Raw genomic sequence first — 18,022 nt, 5'->3', positions numbered from 1 at the left:
TGACATGGTATTCAAGTGGTATTAGGTTTCGCCCGACAACCGAGCGACAACAATCCTATATCAGCGCCGGAAATGCCTTACATGAACGAGCTCCACGCCCTACGCCCAGACGACTCCCAGCCGACGCCGCTGTACCTGCAACTGGCGCGCAACCTGGAAGCGGCGATCCATGCCGGCCAGTGGAAAGCCGAGCAGGCGATGCCGTCGGAGCGCAATCTCAGCGAGATGCTGGGGATTTCCCGGGTCACCGCCCGCAAGGCGCTGGAAGTCCTGCTCGATCAAGGTTTGATCCGCCGCCTGCAAGGTTCCGGCACCTTCATCACCCCGCGCCTTGAACAACCGCTGTCGCGCCTGTCGGGTTTCAGCGAAATGCTCCGCCTCAAGGGCTTCGTGCCCAGCTCGCAATGGCTGGAGCGTGAAATCACCCTGCCTACCCACGAAGAACTGATCCGCCTCGGCCTGTCACCAAACGACAAGGTTGCGCGCATGAAACGCCTGCGCAAGGCCGACGACACCGTGATGGCCATCGAGATGAGCACCCTGCCCGCCTCGATCATGCCCAAGCCACAAGTGGTGGGCGATTCGCTCTACGAACACCTCGACAGCATCGGCAAACCGATCGTGCGCGCCTTGCAGCACATCCAGGCGATCAACGCCTCGGACGAGTTCGCCGCGCTGGTCGGCATCGCCCCAGGCACCGCGATGCTGCTGATGACCCGGGTCGGCTACCTGGAAGACAACACGCCGATCGAAGTCACCGACACCTATTGCCGCAACGACTACTACGACTTTGTTGCAGAGCTTCGCCGCTGATCAGCAGCCAGGCCAAACGAGAGAAGCGAAATGTCTGAAGACAACATCCTCACCGCTGACGGCTGGGTTCGCGGCCGGCTGATCCACGAACACGGCAAAGTCGTGTCGATCGAAGGCGTGCCTTGCGATCCGGCGACCAATGACTTGCCGTATCTGCTGCCGGGCTTCATCGACCTGCACGTCCACGGCGGTGGCGGCAAAGACATCATGGAAGGCGCCAGCGCCTTCGAAACCATCACCAAGACCCACGTGCGTTTCGGCACCACCTCGCTGCTGGCCACCACGATGACCGCGCCGAGTGCCGAGATTGCCAGCGTGCTCAAGGAGGTCGGCGAGTTCTGCGAGCAGCGTCCGAAAGGCGCCGCCCGAGTACTCGGCGTGCACCTCGAAGGCCCGTACATCAATCCCGGCAAACTCGGCGCCCAACCGAACTTCGCCCACACCGCGCTGATGGCCGAGGTCGAAGACTATCTGGCACTGGCGCCAATCCGGGTGATCACCATCGCCCCGGAAATCGCCGGCCATGACGGCTTGATCAGAGAGCTGAGCAGCCGTGGCATCCGCATGCAGATCGGCCACACCCTCGGCAGTTACGAGGAAGGCGTGGCCGCCCTCGAAGCCGGCGCCACCAGTTTCACCCACTTGTACAACGCCATGAGCCCGCTGCATCACCGCGAACCGGGCATCGTCGGCGCCGCCCTCGCCCACGCCAAATTCGCCGAGTTGATTCCGGACTTGCTGCACGTGCATCCCGGCGCGATCCGCGTGGCCCTGCGCTCGATTCCGTGCCTGTACTGCGTCACCGATTCCACCGCCGCCGCCGGCATGCCCGATGGCGAGTACAAGCTCGGCAGCCACACCGTCACCAAATGCCTGGGCGGCGTGCGCCTGCCCGACGGCACCCTGGCCGGCAGCACCCTGACCATGGATCAGGCCCTGCGCAACCTGGTGAAGATCGGTCTGCCGATCAGCGAGGCCTCGCAACGTCTTTCGCAATTCCCCGCCGACTACCTCGGCATCACCGAACGCGGGCGCCTTGCACCTGGCGCCTGGGCCGACTGCGTGCGGCTGGATCGCTCACTCACACTGACCGCCGTCATGGTCGAAGGAGAAGACATTGACTTCAAAAATGCTTGAGGAGGCGCTGTCCTCGTTCGAGGCCGTGCAAGCCCAACTGCAACAGCTCGACCCGCAAATGATCGAGATTGCCGGGCGCCTGCGCCGTCAGCCGCCGCAAGTGGCGATGACCGTCGCCCGTGGCAGCTCCGACCATGCGGCGAGCTACTTCGCCTACCTGACCATGCAGCAACTTGGCATTCCGGTGGCTTCGTTGCCGATGTCGGTGGTGACCATGCAACAGGCACCATTGAAGGTCAGCGGTCAGGTCGCGTTCGCGTTTTCCCAGTCGGGCCAGAGCCCGGATCTGGTCAACAGCCTGCGCCTGCTGCGCAAGCGCGGCGCCCTCAGCGTGTCGATGGTCAACGCCGCCGATTCGCCGCTGGAAGCCGCGTGTGAATTCAGCCTGCCGTTGCTGGCCGGCACAGAAAGCAGCGTCGCCGCGACCAAGAGTTTCATCGCCACCCTCAGCGCCAGCGCCCGTCTGATCGCCCACTGGAAAGAAGACAACGAATTGCTGGAAGCGCACAACGCCTTGCCCGAAGGCCTGCGCGAAGCCGCGCAGCAGGACTGGAGCCTGGCCATCGACGCCCTGCGCGATTGCGAGCGGTTGATGGTGATCGGCCGTGGCGCCGGCTTCGCCATCGCCCAGGAGGCCGCGCTGAAATTCAAGGAGACCTCGGCGATCCAGGCCGAAGCCTTCAGCAGCGCCGAAGTCCGTCACGGCCCGATGGCCCTGATCGACGAACACTACCCATTGCTGGTGTTCGCCCCGCGCGGTGCCGAACAGGCCGGCCTGCTGAGCCTGGCGGCCGAGATGCGTCAGCGCGGCGCCCGGGTGCTGCTGGCCGCACCGGATGACGTGAGCGAGCGCGACCTGACGTTGAGCCGCGCCGAGCACCCGGCCCTCGATCCGATCCTGGCGATCCAGAGTTTCTACGTGATGGCGGCCGGTCTGGCCGTGGCCCGTGGCATGGACCCGGATCAGCCGCGACACCTGAGCAAAGTCACCCGTACGCACTGAGTCCGAACCGAACGTTTTCCTGATGAGACCGAGCCATGCACAACAACAATAAAGAGCTGACTTTAAGCGCCCCGCTCAGCGGCCCGGTGCTCACGCTCGCCAAAGTTCCGGACGCGGTGTTCGCCAGCGGCGCGATGGGCGACGGCATTGCCATCGACCCGCTGAACGACACCCTGCATTCGCCTTGCGCCGGCGTGGTGATCCACGTCGCCCGCACCGGCCACGCACTGACCGTGCGTGCCGACAACGGCGCCGAGCTGTTGCTGCACCTCGGCCTGGACACGGTGGAGTTGCAGGGCGAAGGCTTCTCGATGCTGGTCAAGGAAGGCGCGCGGGTCAGCAATGGCCAGCCGTTGCTGCGCTATGACCTGGACAAGGTCGGCCGCCAGTGCAAAAGCCTGGTCAGCCTGCTGATCCTGACCAACAGCCAGGATTTCCAGGCGCGCCCCATCACCCTGAAAACAGTGAAGGTGGGCGAGCCGCTGCTGCACATCGTCGCTCGTCACAGCGCAGCGGCGAACGCAGAAGAACTTGGCGGGCCCGAAGTTCACGGTCACGTGCAGGTCGCCCATCGCGGCGGTCTGCATGCGCGTCCGGCGGCGTTGATCCGTCAGACGGCCCAAGGATTCAAAAGCCAGTCGCAACTGCATTTCGCCGGCAAGTCGGCACCGTGCAACAGCCTCATCGGTCTGATGGGCCTGGCGATTGGCGAGCAGGACGAAGTGCAGGTCAGTTGCCAGGGCCCGGACGCACAAGCGGCGTTGCAAGCCTTGCTCACCGCACTGGCCACCGCTCTGCCCGAAGATCATCACGCCGCCGCACCGGTTGCCGCCACTCCACGCAATCGTCCGGCCGAGGCTGGCGTGCTGCACGGCGTGTGCGCCGCACCGGGACTGGTGGGCGGGCCGCTGTTTCGCTTGAACGCGATCAGCCTGCCGGCGGACAGCGGCAATCACCAGCCCGAGCAGCAATTACAGATCCTCGACACCGCGCTGAATCAGGTGCGCAGCGAAATCGACGGCACCCTCGCCCAGGCAAAAAAACAGCGCAATGCCGACGAAGAAGCGATCTTCGCCGCGCACCTGGCCTTGCTGGAAGACCCGGCCCTGCTCGACGCAGCCCAGCAATCGATTGAAACCGGCACCGCGGCGACCCACGCCTGGAGCCAGTCCATCGATGCGCAATGCGAAGTGCTGCAAAACACCGGCAGCCCGCTGCTGGCCGAGCGCGCCAACGATCTGCGCGACCTCAAGCAACGGGTGCTGCGCGCCCTGCTCGGCGAAGCCTGGCATTACGACGTACCGGCCGGCGCCATCGTCGCCGCCCACGAACTGACGCCGTCGGACCTGCTGCAACTGAGCGCGCAAGGTGTCGCTGGCTTGTGCATGGCCGAGGGTGGCGCAACTTCCCACGTGGCAATTCTTGCCCGAGGCAAAGGCCTGCCGTGCATGGTCGCACTGGGCTCGGCGCTGCTCGATCAGGCGCAAGGCCAATCGGTGGTTCTCGACGCCGACGGCGGTCGCCTCGAACTGACGCCGAACGCCGAGCGTCTGGCCGAAGTTCGCCAGACGCAGATCGACCGCCAACAACGGCGCGATGCCCAGCAAGCCCAGGCCCATCTGCCGGCGGAAACCCGCAACGGCGTGGCCATCGAAGTGGTCGCTAACGTCGCCTCCAGCCATGAAGCGGCCGATGCGTTTGCCAACGGCGCCGACGGCGTCGGCCTGTTGCGCACCGAGTTTCTGTTCGTCGATCGCCATATCGCGCCGGACGTCGAAGAGCAACGCGCTGCCTATCAAGCCGTGATCGATGCCATGGGCGACCAGTCGGTGATCATCCGTACCATCGACGTCGGCGGCGACAAACAACTCGACTATCTACCGCTGCCGGTGGAAGCCAACCCGGTGCTCGGCCTGCGCGGCATTCGCCTGGCTCAGGCCCGCCCGGAAATCCTCGATCAGCAACTGCGCGCCCTGCTGCAAGTCAGCCCGTTGCAGCGCTGCCGGATCCTGCTGCCGATGGTCACCGAAGTCGACGAACTGCTGCACATCCGCCAACGGGTCGATGCGCTGTGCCTGGAGCTGGGCATCAATCAACGTCCGGAAATCGGCGTGATGATCGAAGTGCCGGCCGCCGCGCTACAGGCCGAGCAACTGGCCGAACACGCCGACTTCCTGTCCATCGGCACCAACGACCTGTCGCAATACACCCTGGCCATGGATCGCGACCACGCCGGCCTCGCCGCACGGGTCGATGCCTTGCACCCGGCGCTGCTGCGCCTGATCGCCATGACCTGCGAAGGCGCGGCGGTGCATAAACGCTGGGTCGGCGTGTGCGGCGCCCTCGCCTCGGATCCGCTGGCGACGCCGGTGTTGATCGGCCTGGGCGTGACCGAACTGTCGGTCAGCCCGGTGCAGATCGGCGAGATCAAGGATCGCGTGCGCCAGCTGCACGAAGCCGAATGCCAACGCCTCGCCCGGGACTTGCTCAAGCTGAGCAGCGCCGCTGCGGTGCGTCACGCCTGTCATCAACATTGGCCTCTGCGCTAACAAAAACAACAAGGACAAACGCCATGTACCAACTCTTCATCGAAGGCCTGCAACGCCTCGGCCGGGCACTGATGCTGCCGATCGCGATCCTGCCGATCGCCGGCCTGCTGCTGCGCCTGGGCGACACCGACCTCCTGAACATCGCGATCATCCACGACGCCGGTCAGGTGATCTTCGCCAACCTGGCAATGATCTTCGCCATCGGCATCGCCGTCGGCTTCGCCCGGGACAACAACGGCACCGCCGGCCTTGCCGGAGTGATCGGTTACCTGGTGATGATCTCCACCCTCAAGGTGCTCGACGCCAGCATCAACATGGGCATGCTCGCCGGGATCGTCAGCGGCCTGATGGCCGGCGCGCTATACAACCGCTTCAAGGACATCAAACTGCCGGAGTACCTGGCATTCTTCGGCGGCCGGCGTTTCGTGCCCATCGTCACCGGGTTCAGCGCGGTCGGCCTGGGCGTGCTGTTCGGCTACATCTGGCCGCCGATCCAACACGGCATCAACAGCTTCGGCACCTTGCTGATGGAAAGCGGCAGCTTCGGCGCCTTCGTCTTCGGCGTGTTCAACCGCCTGCTGATCGTCACCGGCCTGCACCACATCCTCAACAACATGGCGTGGTTCGTGTTCGGCAACTTCACCGACCCGACCACCGGCGCGCTGGTCACCGGTGACCTGTCCCGCTACTTCGCCGGCGACCCGAAAGGCGGCCAGTTCATGACCGGCATGTTCCCGGTCATGATCTTCGGCCTCCCCGCCGCCTGCCTGGCGATGTACCGCAACGCCCTGCCGGAACGACGCAAAGTCATGGGCGGGATCTTCCTGTCGATGGCCCTGACCGCCTTCCTCACCGGCGTCACCGAACCCATCGAATTCGCCTTCATGTTCCTCGCACCGCTGCTGTTTTTACTGCATGCGCTGCTGACCGGGTTGTCGATGGCAATCACCAACGCACTGAACATTCATCTGGGCTTCACCTTCTCCGGCGGCTTCATCGACATGGTGCTGGGTTGGGGACGCTCCACCAACGGCTGGCTGGTGGTGCCGGTGGGCCTTGCGTATGCGGTCATTTACTACGCGGTGTTCGACTTCTGCATCCGCCGCTTCAACTTGAAGACGCCGGGTCGTGAAGACGTCGCCACCGCTGACAAAGCGGTCCTGACCGAAAACGAACGCGCCGGCGCTTATATCAAGGCACTCGGCGGCGCCGAGAATCTGGTCACCGTCGGCGCGTGCACCACGCGGCTGCGACTGGAAATGGTCGATCGCAACAAAGCCTCCGATGCGGACTTGAAAGCACTGGGCGCAATGGCCGTGGTACGTCCGGGCAAGGGCGGCAGTTTGCAGGTTGTTGTGGGGCCGATGGCCGACAGCATTGCCGACGAAATCCGCCTGGCGATGCCTGCGTCGGGCCGAGCCGTGGTGGCTGCCCCTATCGCCGTTGTTGAAACCAGCGAACCCGTCGCAGTCTCCACACCGCAGGCCCAACAATGGCTGACTGCCCTGGGCGGCAGTGACAACGTGCTGCAACTCGACTGCATCGCCATGAGCCGGATTCGATTGCAACTGGCCGATGGCAAAGCGCTGTCGGAAAGCCGATTGAAAGAGCTTGGATGTCTGGGTGTGAGCGCGCTGGAAGATGGCGTGTGGCACTTGCTGGTGGGTGAGCGGGCGCAGAGCTTGAGTGCGTCGCTGGAGGGGTTGGTCAATCGGAGTGAGGTGAGTGCAAAAGTCTGATGGTTTCCATCAAGTTTTTACTTGAGCGGTCAAAACCAAGAAACCCGGCCCTGCCCGGGTTTCTTGTTTACACCCATTAACATCAAGACATTTTTACTCGCTGTTCTGCCTCGTAATGCCGGGTCTGGAATGGCATGAGTGTCTGCACCTTCAATCCCAGACTTTCTTTCAATCCCCAAGCGACAGCCAATTGATCACAACGATTGCGTAAAGAAACAGCTTTTTGAGGCGTCACGTTCTGCTCGGGTGTTGAATGGGTAAAAAGCTCAAGCGCGTGAAGCGTTTCCATTACGCGGTTATCCGATACGCAAGCAAAACGAGTGAATCGCTCAAGCAGATAAGCCGCCCGACGGCGCTCGGTTTCATCGCAATGAAACGCGAGGAAGGTTTTGACCTCATTTTCAAGATTCGACTCTGAATACCAGACTTCTCTGGCGGCATTCACCAGCGCTACCCCATCAGCCTGATCCAGAGGGCTTCTGACCAAAGTGTCCAATGCGGATGAAAGGACGTGACCGTCAAATGACTTCAACATCTGATTCCTCCAGGTAGTCCTGCAAAATATTGGTCAGCACCGAGGTAGGCGGCTCTTTGTTGCCAACATATACATCAATGGCCTGCAATGCCAGACGCCGGAACTCACTGGAAAGAATGAAACCGGATCGAAGAAGCGCGTTGATATCCCCAATATCGTGATCGGTAGCCCTGCCAAGCTTTGTTATAGCAACATCGACAGGCGCTGCAATGTGGACCTGTAGTGGAGACATCTTTGAGAATTCTGAAAGCGGGATACTACGTGCCCAATAATCCTCATGAATCGGACCAAAACTCGTGTTGTATTGCAGGTCATAGTTCAGTTCCATCATTCGAGCTGATCGCTCGTCCATAAAAGGCTCTGGAACCTGCGCGAGCAGGGCTTGAAGGTCAAGCCCGTCAGGAATGCAAGCTTCATAAATCTCAGCGTCAACATCAATGGAAATGCGGTGATTTGTATAGAGATGAACTGCGCACCCTCCGAACAATAATCTTCACTGCGCCGGGAACTGCATTCTCCTGCATCAACTCTGCTTCGACCGACTTGAACATCGAAATCAAGGCCTGCCCCAATCCAGTACTCGTATTGATGCGAGGAGCGACTACATCAAGCAATTCCATTTTAAACCTCGGATCCTGGCGATTGTTTCAACAACGAGTTCGCCAAGGTAGGGATGTGATTTCCGAGGGACAACCTGAAAAAGTGGTAGGAAAAATGGTGGGTTTGTCAGCTTGCAGTAAAAATTCTGACGCCTATCAAAGCCCGTCACTGGAAAGACGGATCACCGCCCACAACTCCTACTGAAAAATCGCAGGCAACAAAAAACCCGCTGAAATCACTCTCAGCGGGTTTTCTATTCAAACGGCAAGAAAGATCAAAAATCCTCCAACCGCCAAACCTCATAAGCCGGCGTCTCGTAAGGATGGCTAGCCTTCAAAGCCCCCACCACCCCACGAATCAACTCATCGCCAACGACAAGCTCAACCTTCCACTCCTCGACCCGCTCAACCCGCCCCGCCTCACCAATGAACGGCTGACTCCCGTCCAAAGGCCGAAACTGACCCGATCCAAGCACCTGCCACGCACAGTGGTCATAGTCACCGATCCGCCCACCACCGGCAGCGAATACAGCATCCTTGACCACCTCGACATGACTGTCGGGAACAAAAAACGCGAGCTTGTACACAGCGCTTAGTTCACCCACACACGAGCATTACGGAACATGCGCATCCAAGGAGCGTCTTCGCTCCAGTCTTCCGAACGCCACGAGTTCTGCACGGCCCGGAACACACGCTCCGGGTGCGGCATCATGATCGTCACGCGACCGTCGCGGCTGGTGAGACCGGTGATCCCGCGCGGCGAGCCGTTCGGGTTGGCCGGATAGGCTTCGGTGACCTTGCCGTGGTTGTCGACGAAACGCATCGCCACGCAACCGGACAGATCGGCTTCGAGCAGTGCCTCTTCGCTTTCGAATTCGGCATGGCCTTCACCGTGAGCGATGGCGATCGGCATACGCGAACCGGCCATGCCCTGCAGGAAGATCGAGTTCGATTCCTGAACCTGAACCATCGCCACGCGCGCTTCGAACTGCTCGGAGCGGTTGCGCACGAAGTGCGGCCAGAACTCGCTGCCCGGAATCAGTTCGTGCAGGTTGGACATCATCTGGCAACCGTTGCACACGCCGAGGGTGAAGCTGTCATTACGTTCGAAGAAGCCCTGGAACGCATCGCGGGCACGGCTGTTGAACAGTGCGGACTTGGCCCAGCCTTCACCGGCGCCGAGAACGTCGCCGTAGGAGAAACCACCGCAGGCCACCAGACCTTTGAACTCGTTCAGGTCCACGCGGCCGGCGAGAATGTCGCTCATGTGCACGTCGATTGCGTTGAAACCGGCACGGTCGAACGCAGCCGCCATTTCCACCTGGCCGTTGACGCCCTGCTCACGCAGTACGGCAACCTGTGGGCGGATGCCTTTCTTGATGTAAGGCGCGGCGATGTCCTGGTTGACGTCGTAGCTGAGCTTGACGCTCAGGCCCGGGTTGTCTTCTTCCAGCAGCGCATCGAACTCTTGCTCGGCGCAGTCGGCGTTGTCGCGCAGACGCTGGATCTGGTAGCTGGTCTCGGCCCACTGACGCTGCAGCAGACGACGCTGGCCTTCGAACACGGTGTCACCGTTGAAGGTGATGTTGATCTGGCCATTGTTGATCGGCTGGCCGATCACCGATACGCAGTCGCCCAGACCGGCCGCGCTGAATTGCGCGAGGATGTCCGGGGTGGCGTCCTGGCGAACCTGGATCACGGCACCCAGTTCTTCGTTGAACAGGATGGCGGCGATTTCTGCCGAGGATTCAGCAACGCTGTCGAGATTCAGGCTCAGACCGCAGTGGCCGGCGAAGGCCATTTCCACCACGGAGGTCAGCAGACCACCGTCGGAACGGTCGTGGTACGCCAGCAGGTGACCGTCGGCGTTGAGGCCCTGGATCACGGCGAAGAAGGCTTTCAGGTCTTCGGCGTCGTCGACGTCCGGAGCCTGCTTGCCGAGCTTGCCGTGAACCTGCGCCAGGATCGAGGCGCCCATGCGGTTCTGGCCGCGACCGAGGTCGATCAGGATCAGGTCGGTGGTGCCCTTGTCCATGCGCAGTTCCGGGGTCAGGGTCTGACGGATGTCAGCCACTGGCGCGAAACCGGTCACGATCAGGGACATCGGCGAGGTGACGGTCTTGTCTTCGCCGTTATCGTTCCAGCGGGTGGCCATGGACATCGAGTCCTTGCCGACCGGGATGGTGATGCCCAGCTCAGGGCACAATTCCATACCGACCGCTTTCACGGTGTCGTACAGACGCGCGTCTTCGCCCGGGTGGCCGGCAGCGGACATCCAGTTCGCCGACAGTTTGATGTCGGAGAGCTTGTTGATGCGCGAGGCGGCAATATTGGTCAGGGTTTCGCCGATGGCCATGCGACCCGACGCCGGAGCGTCCAGCAGTGCCAGCGGAGTACGCTCGCCCATCGCCATCGCTTCACCGGTATAGACGTCGAAGCTGGTAGCGGTGACGGCAACGTCGGCCACCGGAACCTGCCAAGGGCCGACCATCTGGTCACGGGCCACGAGGCCGGTGATGGTGCGGTCGCCGATGGTGATCAGGAAGCTTTTGCTCGCCACGGCCGGGTGGTGCAGGACGCGTTCGATGCTTTCGCCGATGTCGAGGTTCGACGGGGCGAAGTCATCGCCCAGCTCGGCTTCGCGAACCACCGAACGGTGCATGCGCGGCGCCTTGCCCAGCAATACTTCCAGTGGCATGTCCACCGGGTTGTTGCCGAAGTGGCTGTCGGTCACGGTCAGTTGCGGCTCGGCGGTGGCTTCGCCGACAACGGCGAACGGGCAACGCTCACGTTCGCAGATCGCCTTGAAGCGCTCGAAGTCCGCCGGGCCGACCGCCAGAACGTAACGCTCCTGGGATTCGTTGGACCAGATTTCGTGCGGGGCCATGCCCGGCTCGTCGTTCGGAATGTTGCGCAGTTCGAAACGGCCACCGCGGTCGCCGTCGTTGACCAGTTCCGGGAAGGCGTTGGACAGACCGCCCGCACCCACGTCGTGGATGAAGCTGATCGGGTTCTTGTCGCCCAACTGCCAGCAACGGTCGATGACTTCCTGGCAGCGACGTTCCATTTCCGGGTTTTCACGCTGAACGGAAGCAAAGTCCAGATCCGCCGAGCTGGTGCCGGTGGCCATGGAGGAAGCAGCGCCGCCGCCCAGACCGATCAGCATCGCCGGACCGCCGAGGACGATCAGCTTGGAGCCGACAACGATCTCGCCTTTCTTGACGTGCTCTTCACGGATGTTGCCCATGCCGCCAGCCAGCATGATCGGCTTGTGGTAACCGCGAACTTCGTCACCGTGCGGGGTGGTGATCGATTGTTCGAAGGTACGGAAGTAACCGGTCAGGGCCGGACGACCGAATTCGTTGTTGAACGCAGCGCCGCCCAGCGGGCCTTCGATCATGATGTCCAGCGCGTTGACGATGCGCTCAGGCTTGCCGTACGGCACTTCCCACGGCTGTTCGAAGCCCGGGATCTGCAGGTTCGACACAGTGAAACCGGTCAGGCCGGCCTTCGGCTTGGCACCACGACCGGTTGCCCCTTCGTCGCGGATCTCGCCGCCGGAACCGGTGGACGCGCCCGGGAACGGAGCGATCGCGGTCGGGTGGTTGTGGGTTTCGACCTTCATCAGGATGTGCACCGGCTCCTGCACCGCGCCGTACTGGCGGGTTTCCGGATCCGGGAAGAAGCGGCCGGCGACGTTGCCGACGATCACCGAAGCGTTGTCCTTGTAAGCGGACAGCACGCCTTCGCTGTGCATCTGATAGGTGTTCTTGATCATGCCGAACAGGCTTTTTTCCTGGCTCTCGCCGTCAATATCCCAACTGGCGTTGAAGATCTTGTGGCGGCAGTGCTCGGAGTTGGCCTGGGCGAACATCATCAGTTCGATGTCGTGCGGGTTGCGCTTGAGACCGTTGAAGGCGTTGACCAGATAGTCGATCTCGTCTTCGGCCAGGGCCAGGCCCAGTTCGACGTTGGCTTTCTCCAGCGCAGCGCGACCACCGCCGAGGATGTCGATGGCGGTCAGCGGCTTCGGTTCGGCGTGGCTGAACAGACCGGCGGCCTGCTCGAGGTTGGCCAGAACGATCTGAGTCATGCGGTCATGCAGTACATCGGCAATCTGCTGCGCTTCGGCCTCGCTGAACTGGCCGGCCACGTAGAACGCGATGCCGCGCTCCAGGCGCTGGATCTTGCTCAGGCCGCAGTTGCGGGCGATGTCGCTGGCCTTGCTCGACCATGGCGAGATGGTGCCGAAACGCGGCAACACCAGGAACAGACGACCGGTCGGCTCTTGAACCGGAACGCTTGGACCGTACTTCAGAAGGCGCGCGAGCACCTGCTGTTCGTCGCCGGTCAGGACGCCGGTGACTTCGGCGAAGTGAGCGAATTCAGCATACAAGCCACTGACAGCCGGAACCTTCTGGCTCAGTTGCTCAAGGAGTTTGCTGTGGCGAAAGGCAGAAAGGGCAGGAGCGCCGCGCAGGATCAACATCTTCGGGACAGCCTCGGGAAGGGGTGTGCTTTGAGGCCGTGCATTCTAGCCTAAACCGCCCTCAACATCACCCGAAACGCTACGCACGGTTGCACCCGGATGTCGAGTGGTGTTCCTGCCTTGAGGGTCAAATTTAACGGGTGTAGGAACGCCGGTTATTTTTTCTGTCACAAAATGCCTTTCGGGCCCGTTCCTGCGGGGTTTCGAGCGGTTTTGTGATCCCTAGCAGACAACCCCGCAACTGTCGAGATATGGCGCCCGTTGTCCTTTGCGTATACTGCGCACATGTTTTCCCCAACGGCTTTGCGTCCGCGGTACGCCAAATGGCTGATCGCTACCGGACTCTTCCTGATGCTCAGTGGCTGTGTTGATAAACCCAACACACTCGAGCGCGTAAAGGAGGATGGTGTGCTGCGGGTGGTCACCCGAAACAGCCCCGCCACCTACTTTCAGGATCGCAGCGGTGAAACCGGCTTCGAATACGAGCTGGTGAAGCGCTTCGCCGACGATTTGGGGGTCGAGCTCAAGATTGAAACCGCCGACAACCTCGACGACCTGTTCAACCAGGTCGGCAAGCCGAACGGCCCGGTACTGGCCGCCGCCGGCCTGGTCAGCAGCGAACAGCGCAAGAAACAGGTGCGCTTCTCCCGCTCCTACCTCGAAGTCACCCCGCAGATCATCTATCGCAACGGCCAATCTCGTCCTACCGACGCCGGCGATCTCGTGGGCAAGAAGATCATGGTCCTCAAGGGCAGCACCCACGCCGAACAACTGGCGGAGCTGAAACAGAAATATCCTGGCATCCAGTACGAAGAATCCGACGCCGTTGAAGTGGTCGATCTGCTGCGCATGGTCGATGAAGGCCAGATCGACCTGACCCTGGTCGACTCCAACGAAGTGGCGATGAACCAGGTGTACTTCACCAACATCCGCGTGGCCTTCGACCTCGGCGACGCCCGCAGCCAGAGCTGGGCCGTCGCCGCCGGCGAAGACAACAGCCTGCTCAACGAGATCAACAGCTATCTGGACAAGGTGCAGAAGAACGGCACCCTGCAACGTCTGAAAGACCGCTATTACGGTCACGTCGACGTCCTCGGCTACATGGGCGCTACCACCTTCGCCCAGCATTTGCAGCAGCGACTGCCCAAATACGAACAGCACTTCAAGGCCTACGCCAAGAAAGAGAAAGTCGACTGGCGCCTGCTGGCGGCCATCGGTTATCAGGAATCGCTGTGGCAACCGGCGGTCACTTCGAAGACCGGCGTACGCGGACTGATGATGCTGACCCAGAACACCGCCCAGGCCATGGGCGTGTCCAACCGTCTCGATCCGAAGCAGAGCATCATGGGAGGCGCCAAGTACCTGGCCTACATGAAGGATCAGCTCGACGAGTCGATCCAGGAACCGGATCGCACATGGTTTGCCCTGGCGGCCTACAACGTCGGCAGCGGTCATCTGGATGACGCGCGCAAACTGGCGGCCAAGGAAGGGTTGAACCCGGACAAGTGGCTGGATGTGAAAAAGATCCTGCCGCGCCTGTCGCAGAAGCAGTGGTACAGCAAGACCCGCTACGGCTACGCCCGGGGCGGCGAACCGGTGCATTTCGTGGCGAACATCCGTCGCTACTACGACATCCTGACGTGGGTGACCCAGCCGCAGCTTGAAGGCGATCAGGTCGCCGAAGGCAACCTGCATGTGCCGGGGATCGACAAGTCGAAGCCGGCTCAAGAGCCCGCCCCGCTCTAATCATCACCAAGAACCCAAAGTGGGAGCGAGCTTGCTCGCGAATGCGTAGTGTCAGTCGACAAACTCTTTGGCTGATACACCGCTATCGCGAGCAAGCTCGCTCCCACAGGGGATAGGTTGAGGCTTAGTGCTTCGCGGCGGCCAGGATCAGCGCTTTCATTTCAGAGACAGCAGACTTGAAGCCCACGAACAACGCATGCGCCACCAGCGCATGACCGATGTTCAGCTCGTTGATGCCTTTGATCGCGGCAACCGCCTCGACGTTGTGATAGTGCAGGCCATGGCCGGCATTGACGATCAGGCCCTGGGCCAGACCGAAGGCCACGCCGTCCGCCACACGCTTGAGCTCTTCAGCCACTTCGGTCGGCGTTTCGGCATCGGCGTAACGTCCTGTGTGCAGCTCGATGGCCGGTGCGCCGACGCGCTTCGACGCAGCAATCTGCCGCTCGTCGGCGTCGATGAACAGCGACACTTCGCTGCCGATCTTCGACAGACGCTCGACCGCCGCCCTGATCCGTTCTTCCTGCCCCGCCACATCCAGACCGCCTTCGGTGGTCAGCTCCTGACGGGTTTCCGGCACCAGGCAAATGTGCGCCGGACGAATGCGCTCGGCGAAAGCCATCATTTCTTCGGTGACGCCCATTTCGAAGTTCATGCGGGTTTGCAGCACATCCTTGAGCAGCAACACATCACGCTCCTGGATGTGTCGGCGATCTTCGCGCAGGTGCACGGTGATGCCGTCGGCGCCCGCCTCTTCCGCGTCCAGCGCTGCCTTGACCGGATCCGGATAGCGCGTGCCACGGGCCTGGCGCAGGGTGGCGACGTGGTCGATGTTCACGCCAAGAAGAATGCGATTGCTGGTGGTCACGGATGCGCTCCTGAATGGAAAGATTCGGCGCACAGCATATCAGGGCTTGCGAAACAGCTCGCGACTGACGAGGGGACGACCGCCCAGATGCACGGCCAAAGCCTGGCGCATCAAACGCTTGGCGGCGGACAACGCGCCGGGGGCCGTCCAGTCGGCTTCGGCCATGGCCAGCAATTCGGTGCCGTTGAACAGACCGGGTTGCAGCAGATAGACCCGTTCGAGTCCGGCATCCACCTGCAAGCGATAGAGGCCGTCCGCAGCGATGGGCTCGTCGTTGATGTCGGTGTTCAGGGAAAAACCGTAACCGAGGTCGTCGAGCAGCCGCCACTCGAAGGAACGCAGCAGCGGCTCCAGCGGCCGGCCTTCGGCCAATGCCAGCAAGGTCGCAGCGTAGTGATCGAACACCGCCGGGTGTGGGTCTTCGGCAGGCAACAGGCGAATCAACAGTTCATTGAGATACAGACCGCTGAACAGCGCCTCGCCGACCATCCAGGTCGCGTTGCCGACACTCTCCATGCGCCCGACATTCTTCAACTCACCCTTGCCGCGAAACTCCACTTCCAGCGGCACGAACGGCCGCGCCAGCGTCCCGGCCTTGCCCCGCGCACTGCGTAACACCGCCCGCAGCCGACCTTGCGGCGTGAGGAAGTCCACCAAGGCGCTGGTTTCGCGATAGGCGCGGGAGTGGAGGACGTAGGCGGGTTGAGCGGGAGGCGCTTGAGACATGGACTTCTCGTTGAGGGAAACGCGGTTTACTCATCACCCAAAACCAATGTGGGAGCGAGCTTGCTCGCGAAAGCGGTGCAACAGTCAACATCAATGCCGAATGTTACATCGTCTTCGCGAGCAAGCTCGCTCCCACAATGGATCGATGTGTTGCTTTACAGGTCGCCGTAACCCAGCGAACGCAGCGCGCGCTCGTCGTCGGACCAGCCGCCCTTCACCTTGACCCACAGGTTGAGCATGATCTTGGAGTCGAACAGCAGCTCCATGTCCTTGCGCGCCTCGGTGCCGATGCGCTTGATGCGCTCGCCCTTGTCGCCAATGATGATTTTCTTCTGGCCGTCACGCTCGACGAGGATCAGCGCATGGATGTGCAGCGTCGCACCTTGCTGCTTGAACTCTTCGATTTCCACGGTGATCTGGTACGGCAGCTCGGCACCGAGCTGGCGCATGATCTTCTCGCGTACCAGTTCGGCGGCGAGGAAACGGCTGCTGCGGTCGGTGATCTGGTCTTCCGGGAAGAAGTGATCGTTTTCCGGCAGATGATCGGCGATGACCTTTTCCAGCGCGTCGAGGTTGTGCCCGTGTTGCGCCGAGATCGGAATGATCTGCGCGTTCGGCAGCTGTTCCTGCAACCACGACAAGTGCGGCATCAGCTCGGCCTTGTCTTCGATGCGGTCGGTTTTGTTCAGTGCGACGATTAGCGGGCCGGTCACGTACTGCACGCGCTCCAGCACCATCTGGTCTTCTTCGGTCCACTTGGTGCGGTCAACCACGAAGATCACCACGTCGACGTCTTTCAACGCTGCCGAAGCGGTCTTGTTCATGTAGCGGTTCAGGGCCTTTTCACCGCCCTTGTGCATGCCGGGGGTGTCGACGTAGATCGCCTGCACGTCGCCCTCGGTCTTGATCCCGAGCATGTTGTGGCGAGTGGTCTGCGGCTTGCGCGAGGTGATCGCGAGCTTCTGGCCGAGGATGTGGTTCAACAGCGTGGACTTGCCCACGTTGGGACGGCCGACGATGGCAACATAGCCACAGCGCGTTGCGTTTGTATCAGTCATTGCCATTCTCCACACCCAGGGCAATCAGTGCTGCGGCGGCCGCTACCTGTTCGGCAATACGACGGCTCACACCCTGACCCCGGCTTTTTTCATTCAATAGGACAACTTCGCACTCGACGAAGAAGGTACGGCAGTGCGGCTCGCCCTGGATATCCACCACTTCATAGCGCGGCAGTTCGCAGCCGCGCGATTGCAGGAATTCCTGCAGGCGGGTCTTCGGATCCTTGTTGGTGTCGACCAGCGTCAAGCCTTCGAACTCACCGGCCAGCCAGGCCAGTACGCGTTCGCGGGCGACTTCCATGCCGGCGTCGAGATAGATCGCGCCAATCAGCGCTTCAAGGGCGTCGGCCAGAATCGACTCGCGACGGAAACCGCCACTCTTCAACTCGCCAGAACCCAGACGCAGGTAATCGCCCAGATCGAAACCGCGGGCCAGCACCGCCAGCGTCTCACCTTTTACCAGCCGTGCGCGTAAACGCGACAACTGGCCTTCGCGAGCCAGCGGGAAACGGTCGAACAAGGCTTCGCCGGCAACAAAGTTGAGGATCGCATCACCGAGGAATTCCAGACGCTCGTTGTTGCGTCCGGCAAAGCTACGGTGCGTAAGGGCCAGGACCATCAGTTCCTGGTCCTTGAAGGTGTAACCGAGCTGACGCTCGAGACGGCTTAGAGAAACGCTCACGGTTTGACCACGCTGAGTTCGTGGCTGGATTCCACCGCCATCGCCGGGATACGGCGCAGGCCTGGGACAATTAACGCT

15 protein-coding genes are annotated in these 18,022 nt (G+C 61.7%); 6 read left to right on the top strand and 9 right to left on the bottom strand.

Annotated elements, in window-relative coordinates; translation table 11 throughout:
* Window positions 1-81 precede the first annotated feature (81 nt).
* The 5 genes from IHQ43_RS05365 to nagE are packed head-to-tail and all read left to right on the top strand — an operon-like array spanning window position 82 to window position 7,241.
* The gene (locus tag IHQ43_RS05365) at window positions 82-813 is read left to right on the top strand and encodes a GntR family transcriptional regulator (RefSeq protein WP_192563637.1); all 732 of its coding nucleotides are present in this window, start codon (window positions 82-84) and stop codon (window positions 811-813) included.
* Between the two features lie 30 nt (window positions 814-843).
* Window positions 844-1,950: an N-acetylglucosamine-6-phosphate deacetylase gene (nagA, locus tag IHQ43_RS05360; RefSeq protein ID WP_192563636.1), complete on the top strand. Its 1,107-nt coding sequence runs from the start codon at window positions 844-846 to the stop codon at window positions 1,948-1,950.
* Window positions 1,931-2,953: an SIS domain-containing protein gene (locus tag IHQ43_RS05355; protein WP_192563635.1), complete on the top strand. Its 1,023-nt coding sequence runs from the start codon at window positions 1,931-1,933 to the stop codon at window positions 2,951-2,953. The genes nagA and IHQ43_RS05355 overlap by 20 nt, the downstream gene beginning before the upstream one ends.
* A 35-nt stretch (window positions 2,954-2,988) precedes the next feature.
* The gene (gene ptsP / locus IHQ43_RS05350) at window positions 2,989-5,502 is read left to right on the top strand and encodes a phosphoenolpyruvate--protein phosphotransferase (protein WP_192563634.1); all 2,514 of its coding nucleotides are present in this window, start codon (window positions 2,989-2,991) and stop codon (window positions 5,500-5,502) included.
* 23 nt (window positions 5,503-5,525) lie between these two features.
* Window positions 5,526-7,241 (top strand): N-acetylglucosamine-specific PTS transporter subunit IIBC, encoded by a 1,716-nt coding sequence (gene nagE / locus IHQ43_RS05345; RefSeq protein WP_192563633.1) that lies wholly within the window; start codon window positions 5,526-5,528, stop codon window positions 7,239-7,241.
* 82 nt (window positions 7,242-7,323) lie between these two features.
* Here the strand turns inward: nagE and IHQ43_RS05340 are convergent, their stop codons facing one another.
* The 5 genes from IHQ43_RS05340 to purL form a co-directional block, all read right to left on the bottom strand.
* Entirely contained in the window at window positions 7,324-7,776 is a 453-nt protein-coding gene (locus IHQ43_RS05340; RefSeq protein WP_192563632.1) for a hypothetical protein, read from the bottom strand.
* On the bottom strand, window positions 7,760-8,263 hold the full coding sequence (locus IHQ43_RS29435) for a hypothetical protein (protein ID WP_341829657.1): 504 nt from the start codon (window positions 8,261-8,263) through the stop codon (window positions 7,760-7,762). Before IHQ43_RS29435 ends, IHQ43_RS05340 begins: the two co-directional genes overlap by 17 nt.
* Window positions 8,211-8,396 (bottom strand): hypothetical protein, encoded by a 186-nt coding sequence (locus IHQ43_RS29430; protein ID WP_244142243.1) that lies wholly within the window; start codon window positions 8,394-8,396, stop codon window positions 8,211-8,213. Before IHQ43_RS29430 ends, IHQ43_RS29435 begins: the two co-directional genes overlap by 53 nt.
* A gap of 254 nt (window positions 8,397-8,650) precedes the next feature.
* Complete coding sequence (locus IHQ43_RS05330; protein WP_192563631.1) at window positions 8,651-8,962, bottom strand: YqfO family protein; 312 nt, start codon at window positions 8,960-8,962, stop codon at window positions 8,651-8,653.
* Between the two features lie 5 nt (window positions 8,963-8,967).
* Window positions 8,968-12,864 carry a phosphoribosylformylglycinamidine synthase gene (purL, locus tag IHQ43_RS05325; RefSeq protein WP_192563630.1) on the bottom strand — a complete coding sequence of 1,299 codons (3,897 nt, stop codon included), beginning with the start codon at window positions 12,862-12,864 and terminating at the stop codon, window positions 8,968-8,970.
* 285 nt (window positions 12,865-13,149) lie between these two features.
* Here purL and mltF point away from each other — a divergent pair, with 285 nt between their 5' ends.
* Window positions 13,150-14,610 carry a membrane-bound lytic murein transglycosylase MltF gene (gene mltF, locus IHQ43_RS05320; protein WP_011332593.1) on the top strand — a complete coding sequence of 487 codons (1,461 nt, stop codon included), beginning with the start codon at window positions 13,150-13,152 and terminating at the stop codon, window positions 14,608-14,610.
* Between the two features lie 124 nt (window positions 14,611-14,734).
* Here the strand turns inward: mltF and pdxJ are convergent, their stop codons facing one another.
* The 4 genes from pdxJ to rnc all read right to left on the bottom strand — a co-directional run bounded on the left by pdxJ (window position 14,735) and on the right by rnc (window position 17,944).
* A complete protein-coding gene (pdxJ, locus tag IHQ43_RS05315) occupies window positions 14,735-15,478 on the bottom strand; it encodes a pyridoxine 5'-phosphate synthase (protein WP_064382428.1) in 744 nt (247 codons plus the stop codon).
* A gap of 39 nt (window positions 15,479-15,517) precedes the next feature.
* Window positions 15,518-16,204 (bottom strand): DNA repair protein RecO, encoded by a 687-nt coding sequence (recO, locus tag IHQ43_RS05310; RefSeq protein ID WP_192563629.1) that lies wholly within the window; start codon window positions 16,202-16,204, stop codon window positions 15,518-15,520.
* Between the two features lie 155 nt (window positions 16,205-16,359).
* Complete coding sequence (gene era / locus IHQ43_RS05305) at window positions 16,360-17,262, bottom strand: GTPase Era (RefSeq protein ID WP_039769512.1); 903 nt, start codon at window positions 17,260-17,262, stop codon at window positions 16,360-16,362.
* On the bottom strand, window positions 17,255-17,944 hold the full coding sequence (gene rnc, locus IHQ43_RS05300) for a ribonuclease III (RefSeq protein WP_011332589.1): 690 nt from the start codon (window positions 17,942-17,944) through the stop codon (window positions 17,255-17,257). Before rnc ends, era begins: the two co-directional genes overlap by 8 nt.
* Between the last annotated feature and the right edge of the window lie 78 nt (window positions 17,945-18,022).

Source organism: Pseudomonas gozinkensis, assembly GCF_014863585.1.
GTDB lineage: Bacteria > Pseudomonadota > Gammaproteobacteria > Pseudomonadales > Pseudomonadaceae > Aquipseudomonas > Aquipseudomonas gozinkensis.
This window is presented reverse-complemented; position numbering and strand designations above follow the sequence as displayed.

What these genes read in the sequence shown, in the direction of transcription:
- nagA (WP_192563636.1), top strand. Translation starts at nt 844, where the DNA reads ATGTCTGAAGACAACATCCTCACCGCTGACGGCTGGGTTCGCGGCCGG.
- IHQ43_RS05365 (WP_192563637.1), top strand. Translation starts at nt 82, where the DNA reads ATGAACGAGCTCCACGCCCTACGCCCAGACGACTCCCAGCCGACGCCG.
- era (WP_039769512.1), bottom strand. Translation starts at nt 17,262, where the DNA reads ATGACTGATACAAACGCAACGCGCTGTGGCTATGTTGCCATCGTCGGC.
- recO (WP_192563629.1), bottom strand. Translation starts at nt 16,204, where the DNA reads ATGTCTCAAGCGCCTCCCGCTCAACCCGCCTACGTCCTCCACTCCCGC.
- nagE (WP_192563633.1), top strand. Translation starts at nt 5,526, where the DNA reads ATGTACCAACTCTTCATCGAAGGCCTGCAACGCCTCGGCCGGGCACTG.
- IHQ43_RS29430 (WP_244142243.1), bottom strand. Translation starts at nt 8,396, where the DNA reads ATGGAATTGCTTGATGTAGTCGCTCCTCGCATCAATACGAGTACTGGA.
- ptsP (WP_192563634.1), top strand. Translation starts at nt 2,989, where the DNA reads ATGCACAACAACAATAAAGAGCTGACTTTAAGCGCCCCGCTCAGCGGC.
- mltF (WP_011332593.1), top strand. Translation starts at nt 13,150, where the DNA reads ATGTTTTCCCCAACGGCTTTGCGTCCGCGGTACGCCAAATGGCTGATC.
- purL (WP_192563630.1), bottom strand. Translation starts at nt 12,864, where the DNA reads ATGTTGATCCTGCGCGGCGCTCCTGCCCTTTCTGCCTTTCGCCACAGC.
- IHQ43_RS05340 (WP_192563632.1), bottom strand. Translation starts at nt 7,776, where the DNA reads ATGTTGAAGTCATTTGACGGTCACGTCCTTTCATCCGCATTGGACACT.